This window comes from Prosthecobacter fluviatilis, assembly GCF_055388355.1.
This window is the reverse complement of sequence record NZ_AP043782.1, coordinates 3,612,769-3,631,466: the sequence shown is the minus strand read 5'-3', so window position 1 is coordinate 3,631,466 and position 18,698 is coordinate 3,612,769. Positions and strand designations below refer to the sequence as shown.

Here is an 18,698-nt window from a genome sequence, read left to right as displayed (position 1 = left end):
GTTACAAGGTTGAGGTTTGAAGTTTCACGCTGAGGCGGAGGTGGCGCAGTGGACTTCGACGGGCATGTGGCTCAGCCGCCGGTAGAGCTTTCGCAGCTTCAGCAGAGGCCACCAGCGGTAGAGATAGATTTCCAGCGGCTTCCACATGGCCACCCAGCCGATGATGGTCAGCCCTTCGCGGGCGACACTCTGCCAGCTGGTTTCAGCCGGGTTGAGCAGGGTGGCGGTGAACTGGCACAGCCCCAGAAACAGCAGGCCGATCAGCAGGGAGACGCGCCCTTCGCGCATGAGACGCCTGAGATCACGCAGCGCCATGTCGGCACGGTATTCAAAATAGTGGGCGACGGAATCGGCAACAAGCTGTTGTGCATCGGCGACACCGGCGGGGTGTTTCGCCAGATGCACAACGAGCTTCAGACCGTGTTTGTGCGGGTGCTCCTGCGCCCAGCTGACGATAAACTCCTCCGCATCGTGGTCCAGGTCACGCTCATGGAAAGGCGAGGGGTCCAGGGAGTTGAACAGCTGGTTCAACTCCGTGAGCTTGACCTCGATGAGGTTTGTCATGGGCACGATGCAGTGGGAACAGCCTAGGCCTTTGCAGCAGCATAGCCTTTGGCGACCTCTGCCCAGTTCACGACATTCCACCACGCGGCGATGTAGTCAGGGCGCTTGTTCTGATACTTGAGGTAGTAGGCGTGCTCCCAGACATCCAGGCCGAGGATCGGGGTGCCGAGATCGGCCTCATCCACGATGCCCTTCATGAGCGGGTTGTCCTGATTCGGCGTCGAGGTGACCTTCAGCTTGCCGTCTTTGGTGACGATGAGCCAGGCCCAGCCTGAGCCAAAACGCTTCACGCCGGCTTCTCCAAAAAGTTTTTTGAAGTCGTCGATGCTGGTGAAGGTGCTCTGGATGGCCTCTCCCAGCTTGCCTTCGGGGCCTTTCGGGCCGCTGCCGGCCGGTGCCATCCATTTCCAGAACCAGGTGTGGTTCACGTGCCCCCCGCCGTTGTTGCGGATGGCGGTCTGCGCAGCCTCGGGGAGTGCTTTGATGTCGGACACCAGTTCAATCGCGTCAGTTTTGCTGATGTTGGCCGCCTTGAGCGCGTCACCCAGCTTGGAGATGTAGGCCGTGTGGTGCTTGCCGAAGTGGATGTTCATCGTCATCGCATCGATGTGGGGTTCCAGGGCTTCCGGGGCATAGGGCAGGGGAGCCTGGGTGAGGTCCAGCGCATGGCTCCTGGAAGGTGCAAGGAACGAGCCTGCAAGTGCAGCGGTGCTGGTGGTCAGGAAGTGGCGGCGATTCATGGTGTTTGGGGTGTGGGTAGAGCCCTAGAATACGAAGACAGCAGGGGCGATGTCACGGCGAAAGTGCCGCGTGCATTCTTTTGTCACCGTGATAATTTGGCGAAAATCTGTCATGGCCGCAGTCATCCATCCCCCCGAGTGGACCACTCCGCAGTCCTCTTTTCGTTCCCGAGACGACTGGAGCCTGAAGTGGTGGGTCATGTTTGCCCTGATCCTCTCTGTCGTGTTTCACATGATGCTTGTCGTCGGGTTTGACTCACTGGGCATTTCGGACGTGCCTCCCGCCAAGCCTCGGGATGTGCCGGAGCGTTTTCGCATCGATGAGCGCCTGCTCAAGGAGCAGCAGGCCATTCAGCAGATTCCGGAAATCATCGCTCCGGGAAACGTGCCGGACATGAAGGCCTTTGAGCCGAAGCTGGATGATTTTGACAAGCTGCAGGAGCTGCCAAAGAACCAGGAGATCGACCTCACGCCGAATGTGAAGGAGATCACCAATTTCATCCGTGCCAACGACCCCGGTGATGGCGCGCCTGGCACGCCCAAGGGCAGCGACATGGCCAAGCTGCTCGCCCCCCAGTCCATGGACGGTCCGGACATTGCCGCCGAGATGGCCAGCGTTCGCAGGGATGTCCTTTCCAAGCCGCTCTCGGAAAAACAGATGCTGCTGGACGCCGGAGCTGCAGACCCTGGCGAGGGTGGCAAGATGGACAGCGGCCTGCTTGACGCTGTGAAAAGCCAGGGCACCGCGACTGCCGCAGGCGCGCGAGTCAAAGGCTTCAGCAATCTGGATGACCTGCTCGGCGGCGGCGGCAAGATGGGCGGCAGCACGGCCCCAATCCTGATGCCCACCGACCTGCTGTTTGAGTATGGCAGCGATCAGCTCGCTGAAGCAGCACGCCTCAGCCTGATGAAGCTGGGCTTCCTCATCCAAAAAAACCCGGACTCCCTCTTCATCATCGAAGGCCACACAGACAGCTTTGGCGGCGAGGAATACAATCTCGAGCTGAGCATGAGGCGTGCGAACGCCGTGGTGAGCTGGCTGCGCGAGTCCCTCGGGCTTGGGACGGACAGGATCCAGGCCATGGGCATGGGCAAGTCGAAACCGATCGTCAGCACCGCAGGCACCGCTGAGCAGCAGGGCATGAACCGCCGTGTGGAAATCAAGGTGAGGCCCAAGAAGTAACCCGTTTCACGTCAACCTCGCAGCCCGCATACCGGTGAAGTCCGTGTTCCTGCAGTTAACTAAACTTTGGTTGCGCGGTGGCCGCTGGCTGGTGATGACCGCCTGTCTGCTCTTTTTTGCCTGGTGCTATGTGCAGGCCTTTCAGCGGCAGGAGGCCGGCTCTCCGGCCAGTCTTTCAGAGCATGAGCGCCTGTACCTGAACGCAGCCATTGAGACCCGGCAGGATCTCACGCCGGATTTCTCCAAAAGCGTTTCGCGGCCGCTGAACGACTGGCTGCCACACCGCACAGACGGGGTGGTCCGTCCGCTCTGGCCCTGGCTGGCAGCGTGGAATGTCTCCCTGGGGCAGTCCGTGCCGTCCGGCGCCCTGGACCAGGATCATCAGCATGTGGTCAAAGCCGGCAGGCGCTGGCTCATGGGGCTGGGGCTGGGGTTTTTATGGATGCTGGGGCTGGCGGCGGCGCGGGCGTTTTCGGTGCCTGCGGCGCTGCTCACGATTTTGACCATCGGCTTTGGCGTGCTGCTGCCCTCCACGGCGGAGTTTTCCCCCGATGTGCTGTTTCAGCTGCTCTTTCTGCTTGTCTGGGTGTGCTGCGTGGCGGCGCTGAAGCGCAATTCCCTCTGGCTCTACGGTTTGATCGGGCTGATCTCGGCGCTGGCAAACCTGACGCTGCCCACCACCACCACGCTGGTGCTGGTGTTTGTTTTTGTCAGCAGCCTCCGCTGGCTGTGGGGCTGGGTGCTGGCCCACCTGCCGCATGAGGGCGGCACGTCTCTCTGGGTATGGCGCAATCACTGGCTGGGCATGATCCTCCTGGTGGCATGCCACCTGATCACCGTCGGGCCCATGCTTGCCTACTCGAAGGAGAAGCTGGGAGATGCCGCGCCTTTCCACTGGCGCTGGTTCAAAAATGAAGAGGCCATGCAGCAGTGGACGGCAGCGCACCGGACACGCGAGGCCCTGCAGGCGGTGCCGAAGGATGAGCTCCCGAGCTACGCCACCTACATGGCAGCGCATGCACCTGAGGAGGTGAAGGGGCGTTTCTGGCAGGGGGGGCTCAAAATGCTGGAGGAGGTGCTGCAGTTTCCCTGGAGCTTTGATTCTTTGCCGCATGAGCGCGGCGTTTTTGTGATCGTGCTCGCCGGCATTCTTGGCTTGCTGCTGCTGATCATTGCCTTCGTGGCGCCACGTGCGGCGCATGCCGGGCAGGCCCTGCATCCTGAAACGGCCCCGCTGGCCCTTTTCAGCATTCTGGCCTTCGCGGCCTGCACCCTGGATTTCGGCTGGGACGTGCCGGTGCTCACGTGGGGCAGCCGTCATCTGGCCCTGTATCCACCGCTGGTGCTCAGCCTGCTCTGGGCCAGCGAGTCCCTGGTGCATCGGGCACGCCGCCGCAACATGCGGCTGCCTGTCTTTGTGATTTATGAGGCTGTTCTGTGGGCGCTTTGCCTTCTGGCCTTCTGGCGTGTGATCGCGGTCTTGCAGCCGCACTCTTTCGCGGCATGAGTGCGCCCCCTTCATGGCTGCTCCCAAACATCGGTTCATTCTCTGCTTCGACTTTGATGGCACCCTCGTGCACCCCGAAAGGGATCCGGTGTTTCATCCCGGCCTCGGGCAGATGATTCAAATGCTGCGCGGGCAGGGCGCGGCCTGGGTGATCAACACCGGACGCGGCTTGAGCCAGGTCATCGAGGGGCTGGCCCAGCACGGCATCTACATGGAGCCGGACTTCATCATCGCCCAGGAGAGCGACATTTATAAGCCGGGCTTCTTCAGCCGCTGGACCGACTACGGTTCCTGGAACCGGCAGGCGCGGCGTGCCCAGGAGCGGTTTGCCAAGGACCACCAGGCATCTCTGCTGGCCATCCGGCAGATGGTGGAGTCGCAGACCAATGCCTCCTTCATCAACGGGGGCGAAGGGGAGATGGGCATCGTCGCCACCAGCGATCTCGAGATGGACCGCATCTGCCTCTACATCGACGCTCACACGAGGCAGTTCCCGGACATCGGCTACCATCGCAACGGCATCTACCTGCGCTTTTCGCACAGTGGCTACAGCAAGGGCACTGCGCTCAGCGAGCTTGCGCGCCTGCTTGGGCTGGATGCCTCGGCCTGCTTCGCCGCAGGGGACAATTTCAACGACCTCAGCATGCTCGACCCGCGCCATGCCCGCATGATCGCCTGTCCGGGCAATGCCGTGGAACCCGTGAAGCGCATCGTTCATACGCGTGGCGGGTTCGTCGCCAGCCGCTTTGCCAGCGAGGGCATGATGGAGGCGCTGACGCATTTTTTTGGAAATTCCCAGGCTCCGGCAGCTTAATTTTGCCTTTTCTAAAGATTTCAGGGCAAGTTTTCCTTGCCGAAGCGGGAGACCTGTGGAAACCTCCACGCCCCTCTTCCCAAAAGAGGTAGTAGAACTCTCATTTTTTCAGGTTATGGCATACGCAATCATCAAAACAGGCGGCAAGCAGTACAAAGTCTCCGTGGGCGACAAGTTCGACGTGGAGAAGCTCGAAGCTGCTGAAGGCGACATCGCCACTTTCGACCAGGTGCTCGTCGCCGGTGAAGGCAGCAGCATCAAAGTGGGCGCTCCTACCGTCGCAGGTGCCACCGTTTCCGCCAAGGTGCTCAGCCAGCACAAGGCTGACAAGGCCACCACCTTCAAGTTCCGCAAGCGCAAGGGCTTCCACAAGACCCGTGGTCACCGCCAGCCGCTGACCCTCGTGCAGATCACCGCCATCAACGCCTAATCTTTTACTTCTCACTTCTTATGGCCCATAAAAAAGGACAAGGTTCCGTCAAAAACGGTCGCGACAGCCAGAGCAAGCGTCTTGGCGTCAAGAAATTCGGTGGTGAATCCGTCATCGCAGGCAACATCATCCTCCGCCAGCGCGGCACCAAGTGGGTTCCAGGCCGCAATGTCGGTCTTGGCCGCGACCACACCATCTTCGCCCTCGTGGACGGCAAAGTGCTTTTCGACAAGGACGGCACCCGTGTGAACATCGAGCCAGCCCTTCAGGCTTAATCAGCTCGACCAGTCTGTTTTGAATCAGGGCGCGGATCATCCCCGCGCCCTTTTTCATGCCCAAATTTCACCTTCGCGCTTCAATTTCCTACTTTACACATCGGGAATTGGGTGAATACTCGCTCCCCCTCGCATGAATCCCGACCAAATCCAAGCTCTCAACGACGCTGCTCGTGGCCAGTCGCCCCAGGAAATCATCAAGACCGCCCTCGCTCATGCCGCTGGCGGTGCCATCGTCACTACCAATTTCCGCCCCTATGAGGCGGTGATCCTGCATCTGGTGGCCGAGCAGCAGGCAGACGTGCCCGTGCTCTGGGTGGACCACGGCACCAATCTCCCCGAAACCTACGTCTTCGCTGAAAAAAGCCGCGAGCGCCTGAGCCTCAACCTCAAGCCCTACCTGCCCAAGATGACCGCCGCCCACTGGCTGGCTCTCAACGGCGGCCAGGTGCCGATGCCCGATGAAGTGGAGCGCGTGGAATCCTTCAGCCGCATCATGAAGCTGGAGCCCTTTGAGCGTGGCATGCGCGAGCTGGCCCCGAAGGTGTGGATCACCGCGCTGCGCAAGGAGCAGAACCCCCAGCGTGCCGCCACGCTGCAGCCCTTCATGTGGGACGCCAAGTTCAACTGCCTCAAGGTCAACCCCATCCTCGACTGGACGCCCGTGGAGATGGACGCCTACCTGGCCGAGCACAAGCTGCCGAACGAGCGCACCTACTACGACCCTGCCAAAGGCGACGAAAAGCACGAATGCGGCCTGCACGCCAAGCTCGTCACTGACAAAGCGTAAGCGTCCATGGATTTTCTGACTCCAGAATTTGGGCTCTACGTGCTGGCCGGCTTTGTGGCGCAGCTCATCGACGGTGCGCTGGGCATGGCCTATGGCGTCAGCGCTTCGTCGCTGCTCTCCGTCTTTGGCGTGTCGCCGCAGGTGGTCAGTGCCACGGTGCACGCTGCGGAGTGTTTTACCACCGGGGCCTCGGGCCTTTCGCATCATGCGTTTGGAAATGTGGACCGCACCCTGTTCCGCAGGCTGCTCATCCCAGCGGTGATCGGTGCCGTGCTCGGCGCTTACATCCTGACTTCCATCGACGGCAAGGTGCTCAAGCCCTACATCTCGATGTACCTCATCATCATGGGCGCGGTCATCATTGCCAAGGCCTTCACCCGTGTGCCGCCCAAGAAAGTCACCACGCATCTCGCGCCGCTGGGCTTTGTCGGTGCGCTGGTCGATGCCATGTGCGGCGGTGGCTGGGGCCCCATTGTGGCGTCAAATCTGATCATCCGTGGCAACGACACCCGCATCACGGTTGGAAGCGTGAACGCGGTGGAGTTCTTCGTCACGCTCTCCGCTTCCATCACCTTCTTCCTCACCATCGGCCTCACGCATTGGAACATCATCGTCGCGCTCGCCCTCGGCGGTGTCATCGCCGCGCCGCTGGCTGCGTGGGCTGCCAAGCACATCCCGCACAAGCCCTTCATGGTGCTCGTGGGTCTGCTCATCGTCGTCGTCAATTCCCTCCGCGTTTTCAAGATCCTTTAATTCAACCCGTCACATGTCCGCGATCACCCATCTTCAGTTCCTCGAATCCGAGGCCATCTACATCCTGCGGGAAACCGCCGCGCAGTTCCAAAAGCCCGCGCTGCTCTTCTCCGGCGGCAAGGACTCCATCGTCATGGCCTGGCTCGCACGCAAAGCCTTCTACCCCTCCAAGCTGCCCTTCCCGTTGCTGCATGTGGACACCGGCCACAACTTCCCTGAGGCCATGGAATACCGCGACTGGTTCGTGCAGGAGATCGGCGCCACGCTGACGGTGGGTCTGGTGCAGAAGTCCATTGATGAAGGCCGCGTGCAGGAGGAGAAAGGCCACACCGCCAGCCGCAACAAGCTGCAGACCGTGACGCTGCTGGACACCATCGAAGAGCATCAGTTTGACGCCTGCCTCGGCGGTGGTCGTCGTGACGAAGAAAAGGCCCGCGCCAAGGAGCGCTTCTTCAGCCACCGCGATGAGTTCGGCCAGTGGGACCCCAAGAACCAGCGCCCCGAGCTCTGGAACATCTTCAACGGCCGCAAGCATTTCGGAGAACACTTCCGCGTCTTCCCGCTGAGCAACTGGACCGAGATGGACATCTGGCAGTACATCCGCCAGGAAAACATCCCGCTGCCAAGCCTCTACTTCAGTCACAAGCGCAAGATCATTGAGCGCCACGGCCAGCTCCTCGACGCCAGCACCGGCATCATCCCGCTGCTCGATGAAGAGAAGCCCCGCGTGAAGGAGATGACCATCCGTTTCCGCACCGTCGGCGACGCCACCTGCACCGGCGCCGTGGAATCCACCGCCAGCACGATTGATGAAATCGTCGCCGAAGTGGCCGCTGCACGTCAGACCGAGCGCGGCACCCGTGCCGACGACAAGCGCTCCGAGACCGCCATGGAAGATCGCAAAAAGGAAGGGTATTTCTGATGAAAAGATTGGCTGAAGCACTCTCCTACTCGGTGGCTTATCTCGCTTCCGTCCGTCGCAACGATGAAGACGCGGCAGATGAAGACTGCGAAACACTGGACTTCATGACCGCGATCGTGCGCGAAGCCTCACCCGCTGAGATCGAAGCCATTCGAACAGCTTCAGAAGAAGCCATCGCAACGCTTCTTCAAGACCCGGAACCAGATCACGAATTCATTCAAGGTTACCGCGACTGCATCGAAAACCTCTGCAACCAGACCGCATAGTCCCCTTCACTCACTTTTTTATCATGGACGTTCTCGTTAACCCCACCGAATCCTCTTTGCTTCGCTTCACGACCGCTGGTTCGGTCGATGATGGCAAAAGCACGCTCATCGGCCGCTTGCTGTATGATTCCAAATCCATCTTCGAAGACCAGCTTCTCGCTGTCGAAGAATCTTCCAAACGCCGTGGCGATGCGCATGTGAATCTCGCTTTGCTCACCGACGGCCTGCGTGCCGAGCGCGAGCAGGGCATCACCATTGACGTGGCCTACCGCTACTTCGCCACGCCAAAAAGAAAATTCATCATCGCCGATACTCCAGGGCACATTCAGTACACGCGCAACATGGTCACCGGTGCCTCCACCGCTGACCTCGCGATCATTCTGATCGATTCGCGTCTCGGTGTCATCGAGCAGACCATGCGCCACACGTATCTCGCCTCGCTGCTGCGCATCGGCCACATCGTGCTGGCCGTGAACAAGATGGACCTCGTGAACTTTGACCAGGCCGTCTATGACAAGATCGTGGCTGACTACATGGCCTTTGCCAAAGGCCTCGAAAATCTGCCGCACGTCACCCCCATCCCGATGAGCGCGCTCAATGGCGACAACGTGGTGGACAAGTCGGAGCACACTCCGTGGTACACCGGCCCGTCCCTCCTGCAGCATCTCGAAACCGCGCAGGTGCATACGGAAACCGCTGTCGATGAAGCACGCTTCCCCGTGCAGTGGGTCATCCGCCCCATCTCCGACCGCGAAGACGCCAAGCTCGGGAATCTGCACGACTACCGTGGCTTTGCCGGTCGCGTGGCCAGTGGCACCTTCAAAGTGGGCGATGACGTGCTCGTCTATCCCTCGGAGATGAAGACGAAGATCACCGGCATCCACACCTTTGAAGGCCCGCAGGAGGAAGCCATCCCGCAGCTCAGCTACAGCATCACCGTGGCCGATGAGATCGACACCAGCCGTGGCGGCATGATTGTGAAGGCCGGCGAACCCGCGCAGACCGCCCAGGAGTTTGACGCCATGATCTGCTGGTTTGCCGACAAGAAGACGCTCAAGCCCCGCAGCCGCTTCCACCTGCGCCACACCACCAATGACGTGCGTGCCGTCGTCACCGACGTGCTTTACAAGGTGAACATCAGCACCCTGGAAAAGAGCGCCGCCAGCAAGGAGTTCTCATTGAACGACATCGGCTGCATCCGCCTGCGCTGCGCTGCGCCGATCTTCTTCGACTCCTACTCCAAGAACCGCACCACCGGCAGCTTCGTCCTCGTCGATGAACAGACGAACAACACCGTGGCCGCAGGCATGATCCTCAAGCCTCTGGTGGACGCCGGCGACGAAGACGCCGAAGTCGCTATTTAATACCACGCACTGCTGAACACGGGTCTCATTGGTGGAAGCGAGCTGCCATGCGGCCCGCCAGCGTTCTGGAGGAGTGGGATCGTCCCGATCCCACAGGCTCTCGCAGCACCCGGCGTTTCCGCGTCATCCGCGAATGCGCTGCAGGTGGGGGGATCAAGATGATCCCCCTCCGTCGGTTCGTGCTCCCGCCTTGCCTCTGTGTTCGCCGGGTCCACCGAACACATTTTCGAGAAGAGGTCCGATTCGGATTTCATCGCGCCCATGCTTGCCAGCAGCTTCAGCACTGGCTTGTATGGGCGCATGCTTTTCCGCACCGTCATTGTCTCAGCAGCCTTCTTTGCCGTCATCATTGCGCCTCTGCGTGCCAATGATGCCAGCATCAATCTCGGTGCGCATGGTCCCGAGCCGGTGGGCGAGTTTCGGGGGGAGGAATCCGTCGTGCGCATGGTGTCGGAAAAGATCGACATCACCTTCGGCAAGACGGAGACGCACGTGCACTGCCGCTTCGTGTTTCGCAGCAGCAAAACGGGGGGCGATGCCGTGCAGATGCTCGGCTTCCCGGATTTCCACACCGAGGCCGACACCGGCACCATCCACTCTATGATCAGCCGTGTGGATGGCAAAGAGGTGCCTTCCAAAAAGCTGCGCGGCTGGCAGGATCTGGAAACGTCCAGGTGCCATCTGGGTACCTCGATGGAAGGAGCTGCCGCCGACTTCTACACCATCACCGTCAGCTTTCCCCCGGACCGCGATGTGGTCGTGGAGCGCGAGTACACCGCCACCAATGGCCGCTCCGTCATGGGAGACACCTCCTTCTCCTACACCACCCGCACCGGCGGCAGCTGGAAGGGGACCATCGGCAGGGCGGAGTTCCACGTCACCCTGGATGGCTGGAAGCTCGATGACCTGGCCTTTGAAGACGGAGAGCAGAAAATCGATCCGCGTGTGCAGCGCAAATATGGATCGCCCAATCTGAGCGAGTGGAAAGTCGAAGCCCCCAACAAGCTCAGCCTTGTCTGGACGAATTTCGAGCCCGCCGTGCACCACACGCGCCAGAACATTCACCTGCAGACCTGGAACGTGCCGGCTCAGGAGTGAGGTCGTTCGCGCATCGTGCACCGCTCTGGGCGTAGGTTGGGTGTGTTTGGCGTCGGGTGCATTTCATGCTCCCCAGCTCCCTCCGCCAAACCGCCCGACTGCGAGGGCGTTCGTACGCCATGGTGCCTGCCGTACGCTGATGGACGGGCGGGCTGTCGCCACACCCATCCTACGTTCTGGCGCGGCGCTCTGGGCGTAGGTTGGGTGTGTTTGGCGTCGGGTGCATTTCATGCTCCCCAGCTCCCTCCGCCAAACCGCCCGACTGCGAGGGCGTTCGTACGCCATGGTGCTTGCCGTACGCTGATGGACGGGCGGGCTGTCGCCACACCCATCCTACGTTCTGGCGCGGCGCTCTGGGCGTAGGTTGGGTGTGTTTGGCGTCGGGTGCATTTCATGCTCCCCAGCTTCCTCCGCCAAACCGCCCGACTGCGAGGGCATTCGTACGCCATGGTGCTTGCCGTACGCTGATGGACGGGCGGGCTGTCGCCACACCCATCCTACGTTCTGGCGCGGCGCTCTGGGCGTAGGTTGGGTGTGTTTGGCGTCGGGTGCATTTCATGCTCCCCAGCTCCCTCCGCCAAACCGCCCGACTGCGAGGGCATTCGTACGCCATGGTGCCTGCCGTACGCTGATGGACGGGCGGGCTGTCGCCACACCCATCCTACGGCGGAGCCTGCATGCCGATCTCACGCTCTCGTGTGTGAGTTCACCCCATGGCCGCGTTTTAACACGCAACCATGACCTACGACGGCCTCATCCTTGGTTCCGGGCACAATGCACTCGTGCTCGCCTGCTACGCAGCACGTGCCGGGCTCAAGGTGGCCGTGGTGGAAAAAAACCCGGTGGCCGGCGGTGGTCTGGCCACAGTGGAGCATCCGGTGGGCTCCGGCTTTCGGCACAACACGCATTCCTTCTTTCATCGCGGCATCAATGCCATGCCGTGGTATCGCGAGCTGGAGCTGGAGCGCCATGGCGCGCGCTACATCGAGCCCGAGCTCAATGTGGCCATGATCCTGCCTCAGGACCGTGTGCTGGAGTGGTGGACGGATTTCGAAAAGACCTGCGCCTCCTTCGCCGAAATCTCACCGCGCGATGCTGTGCGCCTGCGCGAGTGGACGGAGCGCTTCCGCCCCATCGTGGAGCAGATCCTCATCCCCGAGGCGCAGCACGCCCCGCTGCCGCCGGCGGAGCGCATGCTCAAGCTGCAGCAGACCGCGCCCGGGCGCACGCTGCTGGAGGTGCAGGCCCTCTCGCCCGTCGAGTTTGTCATGCGCGAGTTTCAGCACCCCGCCGTGCGCGCGGGCCTGCTCTTCTTCAATGGCCTGCGGGAGGTGGACCTGCGGCAGAAAGGCTTCGGGCATTCCATCCCCGCGCTGCTTGCCAGCCCGCGCAAGGCGCAGATGTGCATCGGCGGTTCGCTCCGTCTGGCCGAGGCCCTGTGCGCGGACCTGCGCGAGCATGGCGGCGAGCTGTTCACGAACTGGCAGCCGCGCTCCATCCTCACGCGCAGCGGCCGTGCGTGCGGTGTGGAATCCATCACCGGAGACCGCATCGAGGCCACGCAGTTTGTCGCCAGCGGCCTGAACCCGCAGCAGACGTTTCTCGATCTCATCCCCGCAGACGTTGCGCCCTCGCATCTGCGGGAAAAAGCCGCCGCGTTTGAGTACAACCTCCTCGCTCCGCTGTTCGCGCTGAACCTCAACCTGAGCGAGCCGCCGCGCTATGCCGCCGCCGCATCGCATCCGGAGCTCAATCACGCCTTCATGACCATTCTCGGGCTCGATGACGTGGCGCAGTTTCATCACGTCGTCACCGCGCATGAGCGTGGCGAGATCCCCCGCACCGTCATGTGGGGGGCCTGCCCCACGCAGTTCGATCCCTCCCAGGCTCCCGCTGGCCGTCACACCGCCTTCATGTGGGAAAAGCTGCCCTACGCCCTGCGTGGCGATGCGCGAAACTGGGATGCCGAAAAAGACGCGCATGGCCGCGAGATGCTCGCGCTCTGGCAGGCCTACGCGCCCAATCTCGAAGGCGCCGTGCTGGACTCCTTCACCCGCAGCGCGCTGGATACCGAGCGCCTGCTGCCCAACATGATGCGCGGGGATTTGCTCGTCGGCTCCTTTGCCAATGACCAGACCGGCTATCACCGCCCTTTTCCCGGCGCAGGGAATTACCGCAGCGGCATCGAGGGGCTTTATCTCTGCGGCGGTTCCACCCATCCCGGCGGCAACGTCACCGGCCTCTGCGGCTTCAATGCCGCGAAGGTGGTGCTGGCGGATTGCGGAGTGTGAGTGGAAGGGGGCGCGGACACTCCTTGTATGATGGGGTTGTTCTGCAATCGTGATTGCGGCTAAGCTGGCCGCAGTCTGGATGCTGCGGCAGGCTGGCCCTTTACACCAACCTGCCGCAGAGCGTTCCGGGGAGCCTGCGGGCACTCAAGGCCCTTGGAGGCCGTCGGACAGCAAAGCACCCGGGACGCCAGAACAGACGGTAACTCGAACAGTTGAAAGAGCCTCCGCTTGACCTTGGTCCCGTGGAGAAGCTCGCATTGGCAAGGAAGAGTCCTCATAACCATCCATCCCATCCATCGTCATGAATGATGTCCATCCCCCGTCCGTTGTCTACGTCGGCGTTGATGTCAGCGCCAAGCATCTCGATCTCGCCGGACTATCCCGGCTCAAGCAGGTGCCTAACACTCCAGCAGGCCACCAGCGGCTGCTGCACAGCCTCCCTGCCAACGCCCACGTCATCGTAGAGGCCAGCGGTGCCTGCGAGCATGCGCTGTGGATCACTCTGCTCAAAGCCGCCGTGAAAGTCAGCCGTGTCAATCCCGCCAAGGTGCGCCACTACGCACGGGCCAATGGTCGCCTGGCCAAGACTGACGCATTGGATGCGCAGCTGCTGGTTCTCTTTGGCCAGGGGCTCTCACCGCAGCCTGACGTGCTGCCTTCGGAACAGATGCTGGAGCTGCAAAGCCTTGTCAGCCGCCGCGAACAGCTTGTCGCCGTGCATGCCACCCAGCAGGTCCAGCACCAGCAGCTGCAAAATGATGCGCTCAAAACTCAGGCCAGGCAGCTCATGGACTTCATGGAGCAGCAGATCAAGGCACTGGAAAAGAACATGGCCGTCCTGGTGAACTCAGCGGAACTGCGGGAGCGGTCTCAGCGCATGCAGCAGCTGCCCGGGGTCGGCACGGTCACCAGCGCCACCTTGCTGGCCTTGATGCCGGAACTCGGCCTGCACAGCGACGCTCGCATCTGCGCTCTGGCAGGCCTTGCACCGCATCCCTATGACAGCGGTCCGATGAAGGGCCAGCGCCACATCCAGGGTGGTCGCTGGAGAGTCAGGCGCGTGCTCTACATGACGGCCATCTGCTCCCTGAGCCACAACCCCATCCTCAAAGAACACTACAAACGTCTACGTCAACGCGGCAAACCTGCGAAGGTCGCCATCACAGCTCTCATGCGCAAAATCCTCTGCGTGCTCAACAAACTCCTCACCCAACCCAACTTCACACTTGCGTCGTAACACAGTTGCTGTCCGCCTCCTCCGGCCATCGCTATCACCTCGTGCTTCCAAGCCTCGAAACAGCGGACAAGAGTGTCCGCGCTCCTCTCGCACGCTTTCCCTACAGCGCCCGAATCATCTTCCCCTCCTTCGTGCGGCACGGCACGTGGAGGTGATCCAGCCAGACGGGGATGAAGTGGTTGATGAGGAACTTCCGCGCCTCGGCGAGGTCGTCGAAGGTGGTGCCCGCCCAGGGGTAGCCGCGTTCCTGATGGTAGAACTCCCACTCGCCACGCCGTTTGGAAATGAAGTAGCTGCCATCGCGGCTGCCCGCTTCGGTGCTCACCGGCGGCAGGTTTTCGGGCTGCAGGCCCTGGGCCGCGAGGCTGTCCTCGATGTCCTTGCGCGTCAGCGTGAAGACCCGGTTCACCGCGTCCTGGCAGCGCTCGGTGTTGCCCTCCACATTTGTGTCCCGCCACTCCGGCGGCAGACCCAGATGCGCCAGCGCCCACGTCGCCACATCCTCGTGGGATTGCAGCACCTTCATCTGCGCGGCGATGGTGAGAGGTTCGGCGGCCTTCATGCATCAAGGTTCCCGGAAACCGTCAGGAATCAAGCCCGTGGGATCGGGACGATCCCACTCCGCCGGAGGGTGCTGCGCGGAGCGTCTGGAGGAGAGGGATCATCTTGATCCCTCAACGCACCGCCGCGAGCAACGTTCTTCAAACCACCAAGCCGCAGGTGCTGCTGCTCCAGCGCGGAGCTTTGGGTGAAAGCGGAGCGTGGAGGGATCGGGACGATCCCACTCCGCCGGAGGGTGCTGCGCGGAGCGTCTGGAGGAGAGGGATCATCTTGATCCCTCAACGCACCGCCGCGAGCAACGTTCTGCTCCTGGCAACCTGGCCGGCGCAGGGATTCGCATTCTACGCATACCGTCCCGGTCGGTTCGCGCTGTCACTGCGCGCCGACGGCGCTGGTGCTGGCGCTGGACGGTGAATCACCTTCTGCGAAGGCAGCCAGCCTTGATCGAGCCACTTGCGCAGCCCGGCGCGCCAGTCCCGGATCGAGGTTTGGCCGTTCATCCATCCGTTCGCCTCCCAGTGGTTGAACATCGCGGCGCCATCGCTGGCCGGCAGTCCGATCTGCACCGCGTAGGCCTCCAGCTCCGCCTGGGTGCCACGGCCGGCATGGGGCTCTGCGCCGCAGGGAAACTCCAGGCCTTTGAGGCTGATGCTGCGGTCCGCTTTGTTCAGCCAGTTCAGCAGCCGCGCACGGCTGAGCCGCTTTTGTTTCAGCTCGCACCAGGCCGCGCATTTTCCCAGCTCCGCCGGGATGTCGAGGGCCTGATACGCCGGGTTCGCAGCGAGGTGCGCGAGCCATGCCGCGTCGTCCACCGGCAGTCCACGGCGTTTGGACTGGGGTGCCGCAGGCAGGCGTGGCGCTGCCAGGGGCTGCGCTGTGTGGCCTTGGCCCGTCCCGGCCTCGCGTACGTACGCGGGCGCGCGCCCATGTGCAGGTGTGGGGGCGTGTGGGTGGGCGGGGGAAAGGGGAGTCTGAGGGGAAAGGGGGAGGGAGGGAGAGAGGGGGAGGGAGGGAGAGAGGGGGAGAGGGGGAGAGGTGTTGTTTTTTCAGACGAGTCAGACGCATCCGGACACTCCAAGACGGGTTCAGACGGTGTTAAGACGTTTTCAGACGCCCGCAGACGCTGTGCTTCATAGTAGCGGCGGTTCCTTTCGGCACGCCTGCCGGCCTTGGAAGGCTCCGCATCCACGATGAGGCCACCCTCGGGGGTGAGTTCAAAGCGCCGGCCCGAGGCGAGCAGCGCGGCAATCATTTCTGTCGGGATCACCATGGTTATCTTGTGGTAGGAAGTGGTATTCAAAAGCGGAGTTCAGCCCCCGTGGACATGGACCTTTTCCAGGTGCCTTTCCAGAAGCTCCGGATAGCCGTTCGTGGCGCTGGGGTGCAGGCGCTCATGGCAGGGGCGGCAGATCGCCACCAGCTCAAAGAGGAGCTCATCACCCACATGGGCATAGGTCTTGTGGTGGACTTCCCTGGCCGGGGCCTCCAGGCACCCTTCGCAAATGCCGCCGGCTCTCTTGAGAACGCGCTGGCGCACGGACTGCCAGTCCGCCGATGCCAGATAGCGACGATAGACCGCCCGCCACTCCGCCTTCCGCCTGGCGATGGCAGCTTCCCGGCACTGCCCGTAGGCATCAACGCCCTCGCGGAGGCGCCTCTGGTACAGCTCCTCATTCCACTGCGGGCACCTTTCGCGGTTGGGGACGCTGGAGTGTGGGAGTGAATGGCTGAGCTTCTGGCCGCAGTCAGCACACTGGATGCGATAGAAAGGCTTGCCGTCCGACTGCAGCGCCACACGAGGCTCCCGCCGCAGATGGTCGCAATGCCGCAGCCTGGCCGCCTCCGCACTGATCTCACGGCTGTCGATGTCCAGCGAGGGAAAGTGCCACTCGCGGCGCAAACGACGTTGCCGGGGCATCGCACCCAGGAGAGCGTTTGGGGTTGTTTCCATAAGGATCTGGCGGCAGGGTTGAAACCGGTTTTGGATGCACAGGATGAACGGCATTTTTGTCTTCCAAACGCCGCCTGGAGGCAGGCAACGAGGCGCTCGGTCGGGTGATTATCACCTTGGACATAGCATGGTATGAATCGGTATTTTATCAAGAGATTTCGGCCTGTTTCACGCTCTGGCCGAGGCCTGTGTGCAAAGCTTTGCAACTGGAAGAAAAATCAGCGCAGGCGCGGGCCTTCAACGGTTACGACCTGTCATTGCCGGAGGAGTGTCGTGCGGCAGCCCTTGACGCCAGAGACTGGAGGTCTATGGCGACAAGCCGGGCAGTAGCACGGGCAATCCTGCCCGTGTAGAGCGCGCCGCTTACGGGCAGGATTGCCCGTGCTACTTTCGCTTCGGCAGCCTTCATGCACCCAGGATTCCCGGAAAAACGAGGTGCGGCAGCGGCATTAGTCTCTGTGGCGATCAGGCGGATAGGACGGTACCGGCAGACTGGAGGGGATAAGTGAGGGGTTGCGTCAGGCAGACTCAAACGATAAACTCCCGTCATGTCACAGTCGATCCACCTTGATCTCGAACTGCCGGGCGATCTGGCGCGGTTCAAGCTGCCTGCCGGGGTCAGTGAACGGCTGACCGCCCTGCTGGACAAGCAGGATGCGGGACAGACTCTCACCGATCAGGAAAGGGCTGAAGCCGAAGGACTGGTGGATCTGGCAGATACGCTGACTTATCTGGGACTCAAGGCCAGGGCTGCAGCATGAGCATCCCCAGCTTCTTGCGCATGCAGGTGGTCGAACGCGCGGCAAACCGCTGCGAGTACTGCGGGCTTTCTCAGGAAGGTCAGGAGGCCGTGTTTCATGTGGACCACATCCAACCGGTGAGTTTGGAAGGACCGACTGAGCTTGAAAACCTGGCCCTGGCCTGTGTGTCTTGCTCGCTGCGCAAATCAGCGCGGGTGACTGCGGCGGATCCAGACACCGGCGGCATGGTTCCACTGTTTCATCCCCGGCGTGACCTATGGAATCTGCATTTTCGTTGGAATGCGGCTGAGCTGATCGGCATCACTCCCTCGGGGCGCGCCACGGTGTCAGCAATGGCCATGAACCGCCCCATCGCCGTGAGCATCCGGCATGAAGAATCGTTGCGTGGCCGCCACCCGCCTCCAGGGCATCTGTGAGCTGGAGTGACGGAACCTCGTTGAGGTTCCTGATCCGGCGGGGATCGTGGGTGGCGCGGTTCCCAGGAGAGCACTCGCTATCGCTTCCTCCTTCGCTCTTCGAGCTTCGGAAGACAGGAACGCACTCCTAGGCTGCATGACGAAAGCCCGTTGGGCTTTGGAACAAGAGCGCTTGGGCTGAGAATGAGCCTAAATTTTTTGAGCCGTCTTTTTCACCTTTTGATTCCGCTTCGCCTCAAAACCTACGTCTGCTGAAAGCTGATTGAGGTGTCTGTTGTCATTGGCACGACAGAACGGTTCAACGGAGACGATCGCCTCCTTCGCAATCCTGATGGCGAAATCTAAAGACGGCGCACCTCTGCTGCTGGTCACATCAGGATAGTCGAAATCTTTCCCGTGATATCTTTCGCTCAGTTCCTGAAAATCGGACTTATCCTTTGGAGACAATGAGAGCCGATTCATGCCAGATGTGATGGCTGCCTCATACAGCTGAATCAAATCATGGCCGTTCGCTCCTCCCTTTTTGCGGAACTGTTTTTCTGTGTCTCCAGCTGCTCTGAGATAAGCTTTCAATGCAAGTTCAATTGCCCGACATGCAGTCGCATATATTGCAGGTCGTAAATAGCTTTTATGATCTGGAATGAATTTTAATAGTTCTCCATTGCCTTCGCTGGCTGCTCGGCAGAGCCTGGCACAGTCATAAAAGCTACCGGCCGTTAACAACAAGCAAACCGGCGTTTGCTTGTCGAAAACTGGACCTGATGTGTGCATGGCT

21 protein-coding genes are annotated in these 18,698 nt (G+C 61.5%); 15 read left to right on the top strand and 6 right to left on the bottom strand.

Annotated elements, in window-relative coordinates; all coding sequences use genetic code 11:
• Positions 1-24 precede the first annotated feature (24 nt).
• The gene (locus ACZ5WW_RS14090; RefSeq protein WP_377172227.1) at positions 25-564 is read right to left on the bottom strand and encodes a hypothetical protein; all 540 of its coding nucleotides are present in this window, start codon (positions 562-564) and stop codon (positions 25-27) included.
• A gap of 23 nt (positions 565-587) precedes the next feature.
• On the bottom strand, positions 588-1,304 hold the full coding sequence (locus ACZ5WW_RS14085; RefSeq protein ID WP_377172225.1) for a superoxide dismutase: 717 nt from the start codon (positions 1,302-1,304) through the stop codon (positions 588-590).
• Between the two features lie 112 nt (positions 1,305-1,416).
• On the opposite strand from ACZ5WW_RS14085, the gene ACZ5WW_RS14080 reads away from it, so the two are divergent.
• From ACZ5WW_RS14080 to ACZ5WW_RS14020, 13 genes are all read left to right on the top strand, one after another.
• The gene (locus tag ACZ5WW_RS14080; RefSeq protein ID WP_377172223.1) at positions 1,417-2,487 is read left to right on the top strand and encodes an OmpA family protein; all 1,071 of its coding nucleotides are present in this window, start codon (positions 1,417-1,419) and stop codon (positions 2,485-2,487) included.
• A 94-nt stretch (positions 2,488-2,581) separates the two neighbouring features.
• Positions 2,582-3,994 (top strand): hypothetical protein, encoded by a 1,413-nt coding sequence (locus tag ACZ5WW_RS14075; protein WP_377172221.1) that lies wholly within the window; start codon positions 2,582-2,584, stop codon positions 3,992-3,994.
• A 13-nt stretch (positions 3,995-4,007) separates the two neighbouring features.
• Entirely contained in the window at positions 4,008-4,808 is an 801-nt protein-coding gene (locus ACZ5WW_RS14070) for an HAD family hydrolase (RefSeq protein WP_377172219.1), read from the top strand.
• Positions 4,809-4,923: 115 nt separating this feature from the next.
• Positions 4,924-5,238, top strand: a complete 315-nt coding sequence (gene rplU, locus ACZ5WW_RS14065) for a 50S ribosomal protein L21 (protein WP_377172217.1) — start codon at positions 4,924-4,926, stop codon at positions 5,236-5,238.
• Positions 5,239-5,258: 20 nt separating this feature from the next.
• Entirely contained in the window at positions 5,259-5,513 is a 255-nt protein-coding gene (rpmA, locus tag ACZ5WW_RS14060; RefSeq protein ID WP_377172215.1) for a 50S ribosomal protein L27, read from the top strand.
• Between the two features lie 133 nt (positions 5,514-5,646).
• On the top strand, positions 5,647-6,303 hold the full coding sequence (locus ACZ5WW_RS14055; protein ID WP_377172213.1) for a phosphoadenosine phosphosulfate reductase domain-containing protein: 657 nt from the start codon (positions 5,647-5,649) through the stop codon (positions 6,301-6,303).
• A gap of 6 nt (positions 6,304-6,309) precedes the next feature.
• The gene (locus ACZ5WW_RS14050) at positions 6,310-7,056 is read left to right on the top strand and encodes a sulfite exporter TauE/SafE family protein (protein ID WP_377172210.1); all 747 of its coding nucleotides are present in this window, start codon (positions 6,310-6,312) and stop codon (positions 7,054-7,056) included.
• A gap of 13 nt (positions 7,057-7,069) precedes the next feature.
• Complete coding sequence (gene cysD, locus ACZ5WW_RS14045; protein ID WP_377172208.1) at positions 7,070-7,978, top strand: sulfate adenylyltransferase subunit CysD; 909 nt, start codon at positions 7,070-7,072, stop codon at positions 7,976-7,978.
• 8 nt (positions 7,979-7,986) lie between these two features.
• Positions 7,987-8,244 carry a hypothetical protein gene (locus ACZ5WW_RS14040; RefSeq protein WP_377172205.1) on the top strand — a complete coding sequence of 86 codons (258 nt, stop codon included), beginning with the start codon at positions 7,987-7,989 and terminating at the stop codon, positions 8,242-8,244.
• A gap of 23 nt (positions 8,245-8,267) precedes the next feature.
• Positions 8,268-9,608: a sulfate adenylyltransferase subunit 1 gene (locus ACZ5WW_RS14035; RefSeq protein WP_377172203.1), complete on the top strand. Its 1,341-nt coding sequence runs from the start codon at positions 8,268-8,270 to the stop codon at positions 9,606-9,608.
• A gap of 261 nt (positions 9,609-9,869) precedes the next feature.
• Positions 9,870-10,706 (top strand): hypothetical protein, encoded by an 837-nt coding sequence (locus tag ACZ5WW_RS14030; protein WP_377172201.1) that lies wholly within the window; start codon positions 9,870-9,872, stop codon positions 10,704-10,706.
• 737 nt (positions 10,707-11,443) lie between these two features.
• Entirely contained in the window at positions 11,444-12,997 is a 1,554-nt protein-coding gene (locus ACZ5WW_RS14025; protein ID WP_377172198.1) for a phytoene desaturase family protein, read from the top strand.
• Between the two features lie 301 nt (positions 12,998-13,298).
• A complete protein-coding gene (locus ACZ5WW_RS14020) occupies positions 13,299-14,234 on the top strand; it encodes an IS110 family RNA-guided transposase (protein WP_377172271.1) in 936 nt (311 codons plus the stop codon).
• A gap of 100 nt (positions 14,235-14,334) precedes the next feature.
• On the opposite strand, the gene ACZ5WW_RS14015 is transcribed toward ACZ5WW_RS14020, so the two are convergent.
• The 3 genes from ACZ5WW_RS14015 to ACZ5WW_RS14005 form a co-directional block, all read right to left on the bottom strand.
• The gene (locus tag ACZ5WW_RS14015) at positions 14,335-14,796 is read right to left on the bottom strand and encodes a hypothetical protein (RefSeq protein ID WP_377168614.1); all 462 of its coding nucleotides are present in this window, start codon (positions 14,794-14,796) and stop codon (positions 14,335-14,337) included.
• A 340-nt stretch (positions 14,797-15,136) separates the two neighbouring features.
• Positions 15,137-15,607 (bottom strand): hypothetical protein, encoded by a 471-nt coding sequence (locus tag ACZ5WW_RS14010; protein WP_377168612.1) that lies wholly within the window; start codon positions 15,605-15,607, stop codon positions 15,137-15,139.
• 497 nt (positions 15,608-16,104) lie between these two features.
• Positions 16,105-16,746, bottom strand: coding sequence for an HNH endonuclease (locus tag ACZ5WW_RS14005; RefSeq protein WP_377168610.1), 642 nt, complete (start codon positions 16,744-16,746; stop codon positions 16,105-16,107).
• Between the two features lie 548 nt (positions 16,747-17,294).
• Between ACZ5WW_RS14005 and ACZ5WW_RS14000 the strand changes: the two genes are divergently transcribed.
• Together ACZ5WW_RS14000 and ACZ5WW_RS13995 are read left to right on the top strand one after the other, a co-directional pair.
• Positions 17,295-17,507 (top strand): hypothetical protein, encoded by a 213-nt coding sequence (locus tag ACZ5WW_RS14000; RefSeq protein WP_377168608.1) that lies wholly within the window; start codon positions 17,295-17,297, stop codon positions 17,505-17,507.
• A complete protein-coding gene (locus tag ACZ5WW_RS13995) occupies positions 17,504-17,923 on the top strand; it encodes an HNH endonuclease (protein WP_377168606.1) in 420 nt (139 codons plus the stop codon). The genes ACZ5WW_RS14000 and ACZ5WW_RS13995 overlap by 4 nt, the downstream gene beginning before the upstream one ends.
• A gap of 189 nt (positions 17,924-18,112) precedes the next feature.
• Here ACZ5WW_RS13995 and ACZ5WW_RS13990 read toward each other — a convergent pair whose 3' ends face one another.
• Complete coding sequence (locus tag ACZ5WW_RS13990) at positions 18,113-18,694, bottom strand: HEPN domain-containing protein (protein ID WP_377168604.1); 582 nt, start codon at positions 18,692-18,694, stop codon at positions 18,113-18,115.
• Positions 18,695-18,698 lie beyond the last annotated feature (4 nt).